At 71.6% G+C, this 15,371-nt stretch carries 14 protein-coding genes; 9 read left to right on the top strand and 5 right to left on the bottom strand.

Annotated elements, in window-relative coordinates:
* Both ACFC0D_RS21110 and ACFC0D_RS21105 read left to right on the top strand, forming a co-directional pair.
* The coding region (locus ACFC0D_RS21110; protein WP_376438001.1) for a PLP-dependent aminotransferase family protein at positions 1 to 1,075 on the top strand (1,075 nt) is incomplete at its 5' end.
* Between the two features lie 65 nt (positions 1,076 to 1,140).
* Positions 1,141 to 1,794, top strand: a complete 654-nt coding sequence (locus tag ACFC0D_RS21105; protein ID WP_376437999.1) for a hypothetical protein — start codon at positions 1,141 to 1,143, stop codon at positions 1,792 to 1,794.
* 47 nt (positions 1,795 to 1,841) lie between these two features.
* On the opposite strand, the gene ACFC0D_RS21100 is transcribed toward ACFC0D_RS21105, so the two are convergent.
* Positions 1,842 to 2,759, bottom strand: coding sequence for a Gfo/Idh/MocA family protein (locus ACFC0D_RS21100; RefSeq protein ID WP_376437997.1), 918 nt, complete (start codon positions 2,757 to 2,759; stop codon positions 1,842 to 1,844).
* Here ACFC0D_RS21100 and ACFC0D_RS21095 point away from each other — a divergent pair.
* Entirely contained in the window at positions 2,758 to 4,386 is a 1,629-nt protein-coding gene (locus tag ACFC0D_RS21095; RefSeq protein WP_376437995.1) for a hypothetical protein, read from the top strand. The two genes, ACFC0D_RS21100 and ACFC0D_RS21095, sit on opposite strands and share 2 nt — an antisense overlap.
* Positions 4,383 to 5,537 carry a hypothetical protein gene (locus tag ACFC0D_RS21090; protein ID WP_376437993.1) on the top strand — a complete coding sequence of 385 codons (1,155 nt, stop codon included), beginning with the start codon at positions 4,383 to 4,385 and terminating at the stop codon, positions 5,535 to 5,537. Before ACFC0D_RS21095 ends, ACFC0D_RS21090 begins: the two co-directional genes overlap by 4 nt.
* 17 nt (positions 5,538 to 5,554) lie before the next feature.
* On the opposite strand, the gene ACFC0D_RS21085 is transcribed toward ACFC0D_RS21090, so the two are convergent.
* Positions 5,555 to 6,781 carry an RNA-guided endonuclease InsQ/TnpB family protein gene (locus ACFC0D_RS21085; protein ID WP_376437991.1) on the bottom strand — a complete coding sequence of 409 codons (1,227 nt, stop codon included), beginning with the start codon at positions 6,779 to 6,781 and terminating at the stop codon, positions 5,555 to 5,557.
* A gap of 337 nt (positions 6,782 to 7,118) precedes the next feature.
* Between ACFC0D_RS21085 and glnII the strand changes: the two genes are divergently transcribed.
* Positions 7,119 to 8,150, top strand: a complete 1,032-nt coding sequence (glnII, locus tag ACFC0D_RS21080; protein WP_376437989.1) for a glutamine synthetase — start codon at positions 7,119 to 7,121, stop codon at positions 8,148 to 8,150.
* A gap of 351 nt (positions 8,151 to 8,501) precedes the next feature.
* A complete protein-coding gene (locus tag ACFC0D_RS21075) occupies positions 8,502 to 9,041 on the top strand; it encodes a winged helix-turn-helix domain-containing protein (protein WP_376437987.1) in 540 nt (179 codons plus the stop codon).
* Here ACFC0D_RS21075 and ACFC0D_RS21070 read toward each other — a convergent pair whose 3' ends face one another.
* Together ACFC0D_RS21070 and ACFC0D_RS21065 are read right to left on the bottom strand one after the other, a co-directional pair.
* The gene (locus tag ACFC0D_RS21070; protein WP_376437985.1) at positions 9,042 to 10,472 is read right to left on the bottom strand and encodes a PepSY-associated TM helix domain-containing protein; all 1,431 of its coding nucleotides are present in this window, start codon (positions 10,470 to 10,472) and stop codon (positions 9,042 to 9,044) included.
* 45 nt (positions 10,473 to 10,517) lie between these two features.
* Complete coding sequence (locus ACFC0D_RS21065) at positions 10,518 to 11,078, bottom strand: hypothetical protein (protein ID WP_376437983.1); 561 nt, start codon at positions 11,076 to 11,078, stop codon at positions 10,518 to 10,520.
* A gap of 219 nt (positions 11,079 to 11,297) precedes the next feature.
* Here ACFC0D_RS21065 and ACFC0D_RS21060 point away from each other — a divergent pair, with 219 nt between their 5' ends.
* Positions 11,298 to 12,293, top strand: a complete 996-nt coding sequence (locus tag ACFC0D_RS21060; protein WP_376437981.1) for an NAD-dependent epimerase/dehydratase family protein — start codon at positions 11,298 to 11,300, stop codon at positions 12,291 to 12,293.
* 133 nt (positions 12,294 to 12,426) lie between these two features.
* Positions 12,427 to 13,842, top strand: coding sequence for a DUF1996 domain-containing protein (locus tag ACFC0D_RS21055; RefSeq protein WP_376437979.1), 1,416 nt, complete (start codon positions 12,427 to 12,429; stop codon positions 13,840 to 13,842).
* 79 nt (positions 13,843 to 13,921) lie between these two features.
* On the opposite strand, the gene ACFC0D_RS21050 is transcribed toward ACFC0D_RS21055, so the two are convergent.
* Complete coding sequence (locus ACFC0D_RS21050; protein WP_376437977.1) at positions 13,922 to 14,329, bottom strand: hypothetical protein; 408 nt, start codon at positions 14,327 to 14,329, stop codon at positions 13,922 to 13,924.
* Between the two features lie 100 nt (positions 14,330 to 14,429).
* Between ACFC0D_RS21050 and ACFC0D_RS21045 the strand changes: the two genes are divergently transcribed.
* Positions 14,430 to 15,230, top strand: coding sequence for a tyrosine-protein phosphatase (locus ACFC0D_RS21045; protein WP_376437974.1), 801 nt, complete (start codon positions 14,430 to 14,432; stop codon positions 15,228 to 15,230).
* Positions 15,231 to 15,371: the final 141 nt, after the last annotated feature.

Genomic DNA, 15,371 nt, shown 5'->3' with positions numbered 1-15,371 from the left:
CCCCCCCCCCCCCCGGGGGGGGGGGGGGGGGGGGGGGGGCCCCCCCCCCCCCCCGCCCCACGACGCCTTCGGCATCGGCGATCCCCGGGGCCGGGTGGAGCTGCGTCGGGAGCTCGCCGGGTATCTGGCGCGGGTGCGCGGGGTGCGGACCACCCCGGAACGGATCGTCGTCTGCTCGGGCGCGGCCCACGCCCTGCGGCTCCTCGCCCGGGTCGTCGGCGCCCGCCCCTGGGCGGTGGAGGCGTACGGGCTCCCCTTCCACCGGGGGCTGCTCGCCGAGGCCGGGGTCCGTACCCTGCCGGTGGCCGTCGACGAGGAGGGGGCGCGCGTCGACGAGATCCCGCGCGGGTCGGGCGCCGTCCTGCTCACGCCCGCGCATCAGTTCCCGACGGGCGGGCCGCTGCAGCCCGAGCGGCGTTCGGCCGTCGTGGACTGGGCGCGGGCGGCCGGCGGGCTCGTCCTGGAGGACGACTACGACGGGGAGTTCCGCTACGACCGCCGGCCCGTCGGTGCCCTCCAGGGCCTCGACCCCGACCGTGTGGCCCTCATCGGGTCCGTCAGCAAGAGCCTCTCCCCCACCCTCCGGATCGGCTGGATGGTGCTGCCGGGCGGGCTGGTGGACGGTGTGGTGGCGGCGAAGGGCGAGCGCGAACCGTACTCCTCCGCCACCGAGCAGCTCACCCTCGCCGACTTCCTCGGCTCGGGCGCGTACGACCGGCATGTCCGGCGGATGCGCCGGCGCCATCGCGAGCGCCGCGACCTCCTGGTGGCGGCCCTCGCCGAACGGGTGCCGGAGGTGCGCGTGACGGGGATCGCGGCCGGACTGCACGCGGTGGTGGAGCTCCCGCCGGGGACGGAACGCGCGGCGCTCGCGGCGGCGGAGCGGCACGGGGTCGCGGTGGAAGGACTGGGCGCGTACCAGCATCCGGACACGGCGGATCGCGTACGCGACGACGCGCGGCAAGGCCCGGAACGACAGGACGGGCTGGTCGTGGGGTATGCGACGCCGCCCGAGCGGCTGTACGGCGGGGCACTCGACGCACTGTGCAACGCCCTTGATTCCGCACTGCGTTGAGCAGAACCGGAGGGCTCCTCGTATCTGACGCCACAGGAACCGACAGGAATCGAACGGAGCCTCACGTGTCACGCAGGAAAACGCTCAGCCGGAAGAAGAAGATCGCGCTGTTGACCAGTGCCCTCGTACTCGCCGGGGGAACCGCGGTGGTCGTGGCCGGTACGAGTCAGGCGTCCGTGGCCTGCGACGGCCTGGCAACGGCGCTCGCGAACAACGAGCGGTTCATCGCGGACCAGCGCGCCAACCCTGACGCGCTGTCGCAGGCGCGGATCGCCAACCGGGAGGCGGTGATCGCCGAGATCCGGCGCAAGCAGGCGGCGTCCGGGTGCGGGGGCGGGGCCGAGGCGGCTCCCCCGGCGCAGGCCGCCCCGCCGGCCGCACCGCCCACGCAGGCCGCGCCGCCCGCGACGACCGCGCCGCCCGCCGAGTCCGCCCCGCCCGCCGGCGGCGGGGCCGGGGACACCGGCTCCGGAGACGTCGTCTGTGCCGGCTCCACCGTCACCCTCTCCGGCGAGGGCGGAGCCCCGGCAGCGTCGAGCAACCAGTTCCCGCTCGGCACCCGTCTCAAGGTGACCAACCTCGACAACGCGCAGTCGACCACCGTCGAGGTCACCTCCGTCTCCGGCAGCTGCGTACTCCTCAACAACGCGGCCTTCGAGCAGGTCCGCGAACCCGGAAAGTTCCTGATCCGCAAGGCCCGGATCGAGCGCGTCGGCTAGGAACGACCCAAGCGCGGCGTGAGGCGGTGGGGCGCTCGGGTCCGGTGTCAGGCGGTGGGTCCCTCGGGGCCCACCGCCTCCTCCGCCAGGGTCAGGATCTCCGTGAGCCGCACCCCGAACCGGGCGTCGCAGCCGTGCGGTACCCCCGTCCGGGCCGACTCGACGAGCGCGTCCACCGCCCCGGCGAACGCACCCAACGCGCCGTCCCACGCCGGCAGCACCGCCCTGCCCCGCTCCCCGAACAGGGTGAGCGCGGCCTCCGCCGCCTCCGGCGGGGCGGAGAGGGTCAGCGTCGCCGTGCTGCTCGCGCCCGAGGCGTGCCGCAGGACCAGGTGCCGGGTGTCCGCAGGGCCCCGCACGGCCGTCACCTCGGTGACGTCGCCGAGCACCGGCAGGTACACGGAGAGCACATGCGGGCCGACGTCCCAGAGACCGCCCTTCTCACGCCGCCACGGCGAGTCCGCGTACGCGCTCCGGGATCCGGGGCCGTACAGCGAGCCCAGCCAGTGCGCCTCCCCCAGGAACCAGCCGCCCGCCGCCGCCTGTTCGTCGATCCAACGCCCCGTCGGCTCGGCGAACCGCAGCGTGCAGAACACCACCGACGCGACCCCGGCCTTCGCGACCGCGTCGGCCACCTCCCGCGCCGCCTCGGGCGTCGTGGCCACGGGCTTGTCCAGGAGCAGATGACAGCCGGCGGCCGCCGCCCGGACGGCGAGCGGAGCCTGCACGTCCGGGGGCAGGGCGAAGGCGACGGCGTCGCACGCCGCGAAGAGCGCGTCCACGTCCTCGTACACGGTCGTCCCGGACGCGGCGGCGATCTCGGCCGCCGCCTCGGGCCGCCGTCCCCACACCCCGACGAACTCGACCCCGTCGTGCGCGGCGAGCGCGGGCGCGTGGGCGCGGGCGGCCCAGGGGCCGGTGCCGAGGAGTCCGATACGGGGCTTCACGCCCGGGAGCTTGGTCATGGGACCAGTCTGCCGCGCGCGACCGACATCGGGGACCGCAAATCCACTGGCACCCCTCCCCTCCCCCGGTGTTACGTTTCGTCCGCCGGCCGCGGGACTCCGGTGCGACTTCCGGGACCTGCCTTTAAAGCAACGATTTCGCTGTTCGCTCCCCCATTCCCCGGCCGGCACCCATGCCACTGCGAGGGAACCCACGACCACGCCGACGGAGACGCTCTCCGACCTCATCGCCGCCGAGGACGTCCTGCTCTTCGTCAACGCGGCCGTCACCGCCAGCGGACAGCGGGAGTTCCGCTCCTCGGCCGGTGAACAGCGGTTGTCCCTCGCCTTCCTCCACGAGTACGTCCGCGTCAACTACCGCCCGGTGTACGCCGCCGCGCTCGCGCTCGACATCAACGACCACAACGCCGCGACGATCGTCGAGCAGCTGCTGCGTACCGCGGACGAGGCCGGCGGGCCCGTCGAGAAGCGCGCCGAGGGGCGGCTCATCGCCGCACGGCTCGCGCTGCTGCCCCCGCAGCGGGTCTACCGGCTGTTCAGCGCCCTGCGCGCCGCGAAGGTCAACAACCGCCGTACGCGCGCGATCGTCCGCGACTGGCTCGCCGGCCGCGCCGACCTCGGCCACGACGCCGTCAAGTACCGCGCCGGCCTGAAGACCGCCGCCCGGCACGCGCATCTCCCCTTCCGCGACGCAGCCGCCGAATCGGGCGACTTCCTCTTCGCGCCCGGCCGCCGGGTCCGCTACGAGCACGCCTTCCTGGACGCCCACCGCCGCGCGCACTACGAACAGGGCGCGCTGTACGAGCTGCCGTTCACCGTCGCCGAAGGGTTCGCCGCGAAGCACGGCGTGCCCCGGGCGCTCTTCCTGGAGCGGATCGCGCCCCGGATGACCCGCCTCGAACGGCTGCGGATGGAGCGGGCGAGCGATCTGACCGTCATGCCGCTGACCCGGCTCGCGCTCTACGTCCTCTCCCTCCCCTTCGGGGAGAGGGTGGCGCGGCGCGCCGAGCTGACGGCCGCGCTGCGGGCGGCCGCGCGTCGCGTGGCCGGGCCGTACGCCGGGACCTGGGGACGGGTCGCGGCGGTCCTCGACGACAGCTACTCCGCCTCCGGCTCGGCCGTGAAGCGCCGCCGCCCGCTGGCGGTCGCCCTGGGCTGCCACTTCCTCCTCGAAGAGCTCGCGGCACCGGGGGCGTACTCCGCGCACTGGACCTCGGGCGCCACCGATCCGCTGCTCGTACGGCCGTGGGGACCGTCTCCGCTGGGGACGAGGATCCTCGACGCCCTGGAGGGCCCGGCTCCCGCCCCCGACCGGCTGGTGATCGTCTCGGACGGCTGGGACAACGCCCCGCCCGGGCTCGCGGGCGAGGTGCTGCGCGTCTGGCGTACCCGGCTCGACCCGGAGCGCCGGACGAGCGCGGTCCATGTGAACCCCGTATACGACGCGGCCGGTTTCGACGTGCGCCGGCTGGCGCCGAGCGTGCCGACGGCCGGGATCCGGGACGCGGAGGACCTGGCCGCGCTGGTGGAGATCGCGCAGTTCGCCGAGGGGCGGACGGGGCTCGCGGAGCTGCTGGCCTATCTGGACCGGAGGGTGGAGCTGTTCCTGAAGGGGGCGCCTCGATGACGCGGATCGATCTCACCGGTCTGGAGGTCCGCCCCGCACAGGTCTGGGGCGGTGTCCGGCTGGTCCCGCTCGTCAGGGCCGAGCCGGTGGAGGGGCTGCGGCTCCACCGTGAGGTGTACGGGGCCGGCGGCTCGGTCGACCTGGGGGACCGTACGACGTACACCTCGTACATTCCGCACGGCTTCGTCGCGGACTGGTCGGGGGACGGCGCCGAATCGGCGACGTACGGGACCCGGCTCGGGGACGACGAGCCGCGGGCCGTTCCCGTGCGCCGCCACCACCGTCTCGCCAAGCGCGGGCACAGGAACGGGCGGGCGGAGAAGCGGCTGCGTTTCCTGCCGCTCCACCTCGCTCTGGAGGGCTATCTGGCGCTCCACTTCGGCGGCCCGTCCGTCGTCTGGGACGAGTGGTCCCAGCAGGCGGTACGCCGGGGGCTGTCGCCGCGGGCCGAGGCGGCGTACGCGGGGTGGAGCGTGCCGGGGCTGGCGGAGGCGCTGCGGATCTTCGAGATCCACCCGGGGCAGTGCGGCCTGATGCTGTACGTCGCCGACGCCCTGGCCGCCGCCTTCGTCGTCCCCCACCCGGACGACTACCGCGTCCTCCACCCGACGCTGGTCGAGGACCTGTACGGGGAGCTGGTCCACCAGTACGCGTTCTACGGCGCCCCGGTACCGGAGTTCACGGCGCGCATCCGGGACGAGGCGGGCTCCGTGCGCACCGTCGCGGATCTGCGGGCGGCGGCCCGGGCGCAGGAACGGTCCTGGGCCGAGGCGCACGACGGTTTGATGGCGCGGGACCTGCTGGGGACCTCGTACGCCTTCGAGCGGGTGTATCGGATGGATTCCTACGATCTGTACCGGTTCCTCCCTCCGTTCCAGCGGGCGGGCCAGGAGCAGCACATCGGCGAGCTGATCACCGACCGCAAGGGCCGGACGCTGTATCTGAAGACGTTCCGGCTCTCCGAGAACCAGATCCGACGGGGCCATCTGCTGCACCGTCTCGCGGCCGGCGACTGGCACCTGGGCCGCACGGCGGAGGCTCTCGGAACGACGTATGCCGAGCTCGTACGGCGTGTCGAGGCCGCCGGCCTCGGCTCACTGCTGAACGCCCATGTGGTCGCACAGCGCCTCCGAGAAAAGCAGGAAGGCTGATTGACGTGCTCCCTGCCCTATCGGGCAGGGATTCCTGCCACGGTCGCGTGACCGTCTCGGTGGCTTCCTGCTTCATCGCGCGGTGCCGGGACTCTCGTCCTGGTCTTACCTGCGCTCCGCGAGGCGTTTAGCCTGTCCGCCCGTCCAGCGGCCAGGGTGTTCTTGGATGCGTTGTCGTCGCGATCATGGACGGCTCCACATGCTTTGCAGGTCCACTCCCGGATATGGAGAGGCTTGGGGCCATCCTTGATGCCGCAGGCGGAGCAGACCTGGGAGGTGGGCTCGAAGCGGCCGATCTTCCCGAAGTACCGTCCGTGTCTGGCAGCCTTGTACTCCAGCATGTTCACGAACGCGGACCATCCAGCGTCGTGTACGGACTTGGCCAGACGTGTGCGGGCAAGCCCGGCTACCGCGAGGTCTTCCACATACACCGCTTGGTTGTCGCGGATGATCTCTGTGGATGCCTTGTGGTGCCAGTCCCGACGCCGGTCGGCCACTTTGGCGTGCTGCCGCGCCAACTTGATCCGAGCCTTGGCCCGGTTCTTCGACCCCTTCAACTTCCGGGAGACGTCCTTCTGCAGTCTCCTGAGCTTCTTCTCGGCGCGACGCAGGAACCTCGGAGACGAGATCTTCGTGCCGTCGGACAGGACGGCGAAGGTAGTGAGTCCCAGGTCGATGCCGACCTCGGACTCGCCCTCGGGCAGAACCTCCGGTTCTGTGTTCACGACAAAACTCATGAAGTACCGACCGGACGAATCCAGGATGACCGTGAGGGACGTGGGTGCGGCCGGAAGCCGCCGCGACCACTTCACCTTGATGGGGCCGATCTTGGCCACATACACGCGGCCGTCCTCCTGGAGCGAGAAGGCGTTGGTGTTCAGCCGGATCGACTGGCGCGTGTCCTTCTTCGACTTGTACCGGGGTGGGGACACCCTCCGGCCCTTGCGTCTACCGCCGACGGAGTCGAAGAAGTTCTTGTAGGCGGTGTCCAGATCCCGTAAGGACTGTTGCAGCACGACCGCCGACACGTCCGCCAGCCAGGCGCGTTCTTCGGTGCGCTTGGCCTGCGTGATACGCACTCGGGACAACTCCGACGACTTCACATACGGCAGGCCCGCCGCATGCGCCTCTCTGCGATCACGCAGACAGTCGTTCCACACCACGCGAGCACACCCGAACGCCTTCGCCAGCGCGGAGCGCTGCGAGGCATCCGGATACACACGAAAGTTGTAGCGCAGCTGCATACGCTCCACGCTCCCTGTCCAGCCTGCCCAAGGCCGAGGAACTTCGTGAAAATCAAGACAGGGACCTACTCCGGCACTCAAACTGTTTCTTTTGCCGTCGAGCTTGGATCTCAATGCGGAATGGATCCTGGTGAGCGGCCCGGGCACCCACGGCCGCCGCCTCAGGGGTTCACCGAGGTGACGCGAACATGCCGGGGCTCCGGTAACACGGGGTTCACAAACGGGCAACGGGCGGGAAATCCCGTGTTGCGAAGCTGCGCGCAGACACACAACGCAGCTCTCGCAGCGTCGCGAGCCGCAGCAAACCCCGCAGCAGCACGCCAAAGGATGAGGCCCCGTGACCTTCAAGGCTGAGTACATCTGGATCGACGGCACCGAGCCGACCGCGAAGCTTCGTTCCAAGACGAAGATTCTGCCGGGCGCGGGCGCGACCCTGGAGGAGCTGCCGATCTGGGGCTTCGACGGATCCAGCACGAACCAGGCCAAGGGCCACGCCTCGGACCGTGTCCTCAAGCCGGTCTTCGTCTGCCCGGACCCGATCCGCGGCGGCGCCGACATCCTGGTGATGTGCGAGGTCCTCAACACGGACATGACGCCGCACGAGTCCAACACGCGTGCCGCGCTGGCCGAGGTCTACGCGAAGTACGCCGCTCAGGAGCCGATCTTCGGCATCGAGCAGGAGTACACCTTCTTCGACGGCGAGCGCCCGCTCGGCTTCCCGGTCGGCGGCTTCCCGGCCCCGCAGGGGGGCTACTACTGCGGTGTCGGCGCCGACGAGATCTTCGGCCGTGACGTCGTCGAGGCGCACCTGGAGAACTGCCTGAAGGCGGGTCTGGGCATCTCCGGCATCAACGCCGAGGTCATGCCGGGTCAGTGGGAGTTCCAGGTCGGCCCGCTGGCGCCGCTGGAGGTCGCGGACCAGCTGTGGGTGGCCCGCTGGCTGCTCTACCGCACGGCCGAGGACTTCAACGTCTCGGCGACGCTGGACCCGAAGCCGGTGAAGGGCGACTGGAACGGCGCGGGCGCGCACACCAACTTCTCGACGAAGGCGATGCGCGAGGGCTACGACGCGATCATCACCGCGTGCGAGTCGCTGGGCGAGGGCTCGAAGCCGCTCGACCACGTCAAGAACTACGGCGCCGGCATCGACGACCGTCTGACGGGTCTGCACGAGACCGCCCCGTGGGACAAGTACTCCTACGGCGTCTCGGACCGCGGCGCCTCGGTCCGTATCCCGTGGCAGGTCGAGCAGGACCAGAAGGGCTACATCGAGGACCGCCGCCCGAACGCGAACGTGGACCCGTACACGGTGACCCGCCTCCTGGTGGACACCTGCTGCGAGGCCCTGGAGAAGGCCGGCCAGGTCTGATCCACCCGGATCCCGAAGGGGCGCCCACCGTTCACGGTGGGCGCCCCCTCTCGTATGTGGCAGGGACGACAGGAGGTTTGGCCGGGGTGGGACTCGTCGACGGCATTCCCTTCTGGTTCAATAGGAATATGGCCAGCAAGCAGAACGACACCGCGACGGGTCGCCACGACCTCGAGCCGTTCTGGCCTTCCCGGCAGCACCACGACTTCGACCGGTGCTGTCGGCGCGTGAGGAACGCGTCGACCCCTTAACGCCCGACCGGCCTCCGTCCGGTTCCGCGGCCTTCGGCCGACGCGCATGACGTACGACACCCCGTCCGTTCGTTTCTTCGCGCGAAAGAGCTGAGCCCTCATGGCCCACACCCAGACCGGTACCGCGTCCCTGACCGCCGTCCGTCCCCTCCGGCCCCGGCTTCGTGCCGTCGATCCCGACGAGGTCGTCGACCTCTCCCGGGTCGCGGACTTCCTGCCGCCGGGCGCCACGCTGCTTCCCGCGCCTCCGAACGCGCTGCCCACACTGCCCGGTCGGCCGCCGATGGTCGGGTACCTGGTGCTGCTGCCCGTCGACCAGGAGGTGCCCGCTTCGGCCCCCGGCCCCGTGGCCGAGGAGCAGGGGCCGGTGGCCATCGACGGCGCGCAGCGGATCGCCGTGCTGGACGGGCAGCCGATGGATCTCACGTACCTCGAGTTCGAGCTGCTCGCCCACCTCGTCGCCCACCCCCACCGGGTGCACACCCGCGACCAGTTGGTCACGACGGTCTGGGGGTACGGGCATGTGGGCGACGGGCGGACCGTCGACGTCCATGTCGCCCGGCTGCGCCGCAAGCTGGGCGCCGAGCACCGCCACACGATCCAGACCGTGCGGCGGGTCGGCTACAAGTACACGCCCTGATCAGGCCCGGGACCTCGCCCTGGCCACCAGGCCGAGGGCGAGGTCGACCACCAGGAACGCCAGCAGGCTGATGCCCAGCATCGGGACGAACCAGCCCACGAGGGCCGTCGCCGCGAGCAGCGGCAGCAGCATCGTCACCGGAACCTTCCGCCAGGCCCCGCGCGCGACCGGCCGGCCGGGGCGGCGCAGCCACCACATCCGGTAGCCCCACAGGATCAGCAGAATCAGCGAGAGCGCCAGGGCCGCGAGCGCCAGCTGGTTGAACAGGCCCAGGAAGACACCCGTGTGGGCGTCGATGCCGAAGCGGGTCAGCTGGGCGAGCACCGGGTAGTCGGCGAACCGGAGCTCGTCCATGACCGTGCCGTCGGCCGGGTTCACCGCCACCGAGTCCAGGTGGACGGGGAACTGGGCGTCGGTCTCCTTGACGACGTAGCCCTTGCCCTCGGAGGGCAGGACGACGGACATCTTGCCCTCGATGCCCTTCGCGCGGGCCGCCTCGACGATCCGGTCGATGCCGACGTCCGGGCCCTTGGCGGCCGGGGCCTGGTGACCGCCGCCGTGGCCCTCGTGCTCCGAGGAGCCGCCGGCCGCGCCTTCGAGGGCCGCGGAGACGGTCGGGGTGGCGCCGCCGAGCTGGTCCTGGACGGCGCCGATGTTCTCGCCCGCGTACCGCGACCAGGTCAGACCGGTGGCGGAGAGCAGGACCAGTCCGGTGACGGCCCACAGGCCGACCGTGCCGTGCCAGGACAGCGTGCGGCGGCGGGACTTCGGGCCGCGCTCGGGGATGACGAGCGACCGGCGGTTCTTGCGCTTGCGGCCGATCCAGAGCGCCAGACCGCCGAGGGCGATCACCCACAGCCAGCTGGCGGCCAGCTCGCTGTAGTTGCGGCCGAGGTCACCGAGGTGCAGATCGCGGTGGAGTTCGTCGATCCAGGTGCGCAGCGGAAGGGCGCCGGAGCCGCCGTAGCTGGGCAGCTGTCCGCGTATCTCGGCGGTGTACGGGTCGACGAAGACGGCGAGGGACTTGCCCTCCTCGACGTCGGGGTCGGCCATGAGGACGCGGGTGGTGGCGCCGGGCTCGGAGGAGGGCCAGACGGCGGTGACGGTGCCGTTGGGGTTGACCTTGGTGGCGGCGTGGACCTGCTGCGAGAGCGGCAGGGCCTTGTCGCCGACGGGGACCTCCAGCTCGTGCGCGTAGACGATCTTCTCGGCCTGGAACGAGAGCGCGTAGAGCAGGCCGCTGGCGGCGGCGATCAGCAGGAGGGGTGCGATGAGAACGCCGGCGTAGAAGTGCAGGCGCAGGACGAGGGGGCGCAGGGCGCTCCAGGTCCCTTTTCGGCCGCCGCCCGCGTCGGTGGGCGCGTCCGTGGGCGCGTCGGTGGTGGTGGGCGCTTCCGTGGTGTCCGGGCGCGCGGGATCGTCAATGGTCATGACTGTCCTAGGAGTCGGTGTCGACAGGGGGAATCGGCCCCCGGGTCAGACGTGTGCTCCGAGGGCTGTGGCGCGGGGTACGGACAGCCGGGGCGGGCCGCGCCGGGAGAGGGTGTGCGTGAGGACGACGCCGTGCAACCGGCGGGTGCGCGGGCGCGGGCGTACGGGGTGCGGGAGTTCGGGGACGCGGACGACGGCGAGAAGCAAGCGCAGCGGGGTGAAGGCGAGCGCCCCGACGGTCCGGGCGAGTGCGAAGAGCGCGGCCTCGCCTCGGGCCAGCCAGAGCCCGCAGACCAGGGCGGCGAGGAGGTGGGCGCCGATCATGCCGAGGGAGGAGTGGCCGGCGGCCATCTCCATCGCCGGAATCATCGAGGGGTCCATGGCCGCGTGGTCGGCCATCGCCGTGTGGTCCGCCATCGCCGTGTGGTCCGTGGTGCCCCGCTCCTCCCCGGCGGAGAAGATCAGGTGCAGGGCCGCCTGTACGGCGACCAGGCCGCCGGAGATCGTGGACGCCCCGCGCCGGCGGCCGGTGGCCGGCCAGGCGAGGGCGGTGGTGACGGCGAAGGCGGTGTACAGCGATCCCACGGGCAGGTCGTGCGCAGACATGGACGAATGCCCCACGGCTGCCAATGACACGCACACCGCCGCGAAAAGCGCGGCTCGCAGGGCGCGTATCGGCGAGCGGGCATCGGTCATGATTCGGCCATGGTGACACCCCGTGGCCGGGAGCGGGAGACCACCTCCCCATTTCTCCCGCCCGCGCCCGCATTTCTCCTGTAGAGGAATGGCTGGGCGTTGCTCCGTCCTGCGAGGCACAGTCGTGGCATGAGACTTCTGATCTTGGGTGGTACCGAGTTCGTGGGGCGCGCTGTCGCCGAGGCCGCGCTCGCGCGGGGCTGGGAGGTGACGGTCTTCCACCGTGGCCGGTACGAACCGCCTGCGGGGGCCGTCTCGTTGATCGGCGACCGCGTCGCTCCGGGCGGGATGGCCGCCCTCACCGACGACGAGAAGTCCTCCTGGGACGTGGTCGTGGACACCTGGTCCGCGGCGCCCTCGGTGGTCCGGGACGCGGCCCGGCTGCTCGAGGACCGGGTGGACCGCTTCGTCTACGTGTCGAGCCGTTCCGTCTACGCCTGGCCGCCGGCCGCGGGTCAGGCCGAGGACGGTCCGCTGGTCGAGGGCTCGCCGGACGCGGGCGAGGTGCCGTACGGCGAGGCCAAGCGGGGCGGCGAGCTGGCGACGGTCGAGGCCTTCGGCGCGGACCGCTCCCTCCTCGTCCGCGCGGGGCTGATCATCGGCCCGTACGAGAACATCGGCCGGCTGCCGTGGTGGCTGGGCCGGATCGCCCGGGGCGGCCCGGTCCTCGCGCCGGGTCCGCGCGAGCTGCCCCTCCAGTACATCGACGCCCGCGATCTGGCCGAGTGGACGCTCGACGCGGCGGAGGCCGGGCTCTCGGGCCCGTACAACCTGGTCTCGGCGCCCGGGCACACCACGACGGGCGACCTGCTCGACGCCTGTGTGCGGGCGACCGGTTCGGACGCCGAACTGCGCTGGACCGACCCGGAGAAGCTGCTCGAGGCCGGCGTCGAGCCCTGGTCCGACCTGCCGGTGTGGATTCCGCCGGGCGAGATGTACGACGCGATGCACACCGCAGACGTCTCCAAGGCGCTCGTGGCAGGGCTGCGCTGCCGCCCGGTGGCCGAGACGGTCGAGGACACCTGGGCCTGGCTGCGGTCGATCGGCGGGTCGGCGCCGCAGCGGCCGGACCGGCCGCAGGTGGGCCTCGATCCGGAGCGGGAGGCGGCGCTCCTCGCGGACTGACGCGATCGAAGTGACCCGGTCGGAGTGACCCGACCGGACTGATGCGTTCGGACGCGAGCGGACCGATGTGCTCGGACCGAAGTCCGTATCAACTCCGTTGAACGCATGGGCCCTGCCGTCCGTATGAAGTCCCATGCGACGCACAAGAAAACGTTCGACACGCGCGAAACGAGCGGTGGCCGCCTCCGTCGCCCTGATTCTGGGCGGGGGCGGCCTGATCGCCGCCAATGTGTATGCTTCGGCCGGCCAAGGCTGGGGCGATCCCCCGCCGCCGGACCGGCCGAATGCGGTCTCGACGATCGACTGTCCCGATGTCGCCCAGGAGTTGACCGAGGTGCCGGAGTCCGCCCGGGCTTCGGTGGACCGCGAACTCGCCACGCTGGACAGTCAGATCACCGTCGCGTACCAGCGTTTCGCCGACAACAGGGAGCGGGTGGAGAGCGATCCCGTCTTCGCCGAGCAGCAGATCCTCACCCCTCTCAAGAACGAGCGGCTGAACATCCTTCAGCGGATCACGCAGTTGACCGGCAAGCAGCTGGACAGCATGGCGCCCTGCACGCTGCGTGCCGACGACGAGGGTGGCGACAACGGCGCCGGCGAGGGTGACGGCGGCGACAACGGTGAAGGGGAGGGGCAGGAGGAGCCGGAGGGGCAGTCCGGAAACGGCCCCGAGGCCTCCGACTTCGTCGACATCCAGTCCGTGCAGCCGAATGTGAAGCGCCCCCAGCAGCGCCGCGGCGCCTCGCGCGGCACGTTCGCGACCAACTGCGGACGCAACGAGAACGGCAAGTTCAACCCGGACAACGTCATCGTCGCGCCGGGTGTGAGCAACGGCGCCCACCACATGCACGACTACGTCGGCAACCAGGCCAACGACGCCTTCGCCAGTGACGACGACCTGGCCCGGGGCCGGACCACCTGCCGCAACCAGGGCGACCGGTCCACGTACTACTGGCCGGTCCTGCGGCTCCAGAACGGGCAGGCCGAGGACGACGCCCAGGCCGACGGCGGTGGCAAGGACCAGAACGTCGGTGAGATCCAGACGCCCGCGCAGGTCACGCTGAACTTCGTCGGCAGCCCGGTCTCCAAGGTCACCGCGATGCCGCGGTTCCTGCGCATCATCACCGGCGACGCCAAGGCGTTCACCAACGGCGACGCCAATGCCAACGCCTCGTGGTCGTGCACCGGCTTCGAGGACCGGCAGCTGAAGGACAAGTACCCGATCTGTCCGCAGGGCAGCAAGGTGGTGCGGACGTTCAAGTTCCAGAGCTGCTGGGACGGCCGGAACACCGACAGCGCCAACCACCGCACGCACGTGGCCTTCGCGGACCCGGCGAGCGGGCGCTGCGGCAACGGTTTCCGGGCCATCCCCCAGCTGGTGCAGCGGATCGTCTACGACGTTCCGCCCGGGCCCGGCTTCGCCGTCGACTCGTTCCCCGAGCAGCTGCACAAGCCGATCACCGACCACGGCGACTTCATCAACGTCTTCGACGACCGGCTGATGCGGAAGGTGGTGAGCTGCATCAACGAGGGGCGCCGCTGCGCCTAGGCCTGCGTCGTGGACAGGCTCCCAGGGGGTGTCCGGCCCGGTCGGCCGGACACCCCCTCAGTGGTGCCCCGGTCGTGCCCTAGTGGTGTCCGGCGGAGTGTGACGCGTGCGGCGACTGGGACGTGTGCGCCCCGTGCGGCTCGGTGGTCTCGACCTGACCGCCGAGCCGTTCGCGTACCTTCTCCACGGTCCCCGTGTCGCCCGACACGGTCCACTTGCGGCCGACGAGGTATGAACCGCCGTAGTCCTTGGCCTGGTTGAGCCACTCGCGCTGGCCCCGGTCGGTCGCGAAGGTGGTCAGGACGTACGTCCCGTCGTCCGTCGCGCACTTCGCCTGGCGCAGCTCGGCCGCGTCCGTCTGGACGTCCGGCGCGCACTCCGCCTTTGTGGCGATCTGCTCCAAGGTCCCGCTCGCCTCTTCGGGCGTGGACGCGCAGCCCGCCAGCATCACGAGCACCGCCACCGCCACCGTTCGTCGCGTACGCATCAGCATCCGCCCATCCTGCCCGCCCGGTCGCGTCGGGAGAAGGGAAATCCGATCGGTTACGGTCTTGTCCGATAGATCCCGATATGGAGGAGTCGACGCCATGCCCGCCATCCCCGCCGCCACCGTCGCCAACCTCCGGGACCTCGGCTCCCTCCCCCTCGGTGAGGGGCGCAGTGTCCGCGAGGGCCGGGTCTTCCGCTCCGCCCAGCTCGACCGGCTCGACCCCGCCGAACCCGTGGTGGCGGCGCTCGGCATCCGTACGGTCGTCGACTTCCGCACCGAGCACGAACGCGCCGAGCGGCCCGACCACCTTCCGCCGGGCGGGCGGGTGCTCGTCGCGGACGTGCTCGCCGACCATCTCGCCACCAGCGGCCTGCCGCCCGCGGCCCGGCTCAAGCAGCTGCTGACCGACCCGGCGCTGGCGGACGAACACCTCGGCGGGGGCCGGGCGCAGGAGGCCTTCCGCCGGACCTACCGGGCCTTCGTGAGCTCCGATTCCGCGCGCGCGTCCTATCGGGCCTTCCTCGGCGAGCTGGGCGACCCGCACGCCGGTCCGCTGCTCTTCCACTGCACGGCCGGCAAGGACCGCACCGGCTGGGCGGCGACGATCGTGCTGTCGCTGCTCGGCGCGGACGAGGAGACGGTCATGGCGGAGTACCTGTCGGTCAACCCGGCCGTCCGGCAGGCCTTCGCGCCGATGATCGAGGGGTTCACCGCACAGGGCGGCGACCCGGAGCTGGCGCTCGCGCTGATCGGGGTCGTGCCGGCGTACCTGGAGGCGGCGCTCGACGAGGTGGCGGTGCGCCACGGTTCGATGGAGAAGTACGTACGGGAGGGGCTGGGCGTCCCGGACGAGGTGACGGCCGTGATCCGCGAGCGGCTGACGGTGTACGAGGCGTGAGGTGCGGGGGCGCGACCGCATCCGTCCGGACCTCGGCCTCGGGTCCGCGACCGGCCGGAATCCGCACTCCGGGCGATCCGGAGCGGGGCCGTCCGACCGGGGCGACCCGGGGTGACCATCGGATGATTCGCTCGTTCTGCT

The organism is Streptomyces sp. NPDC056222, assembly GCF_042264065.1.
Lineage (GTDB): Bacteria > Actinomycetota > Actinomycetes > Streptomycetales > Streptomycetaceae > Streptomyces.
The sequence above is the reverse complement of the archived record's forward strand: the minus strand, read 5'-3'. Positions and strand labels throughout refer to the sequence as shown.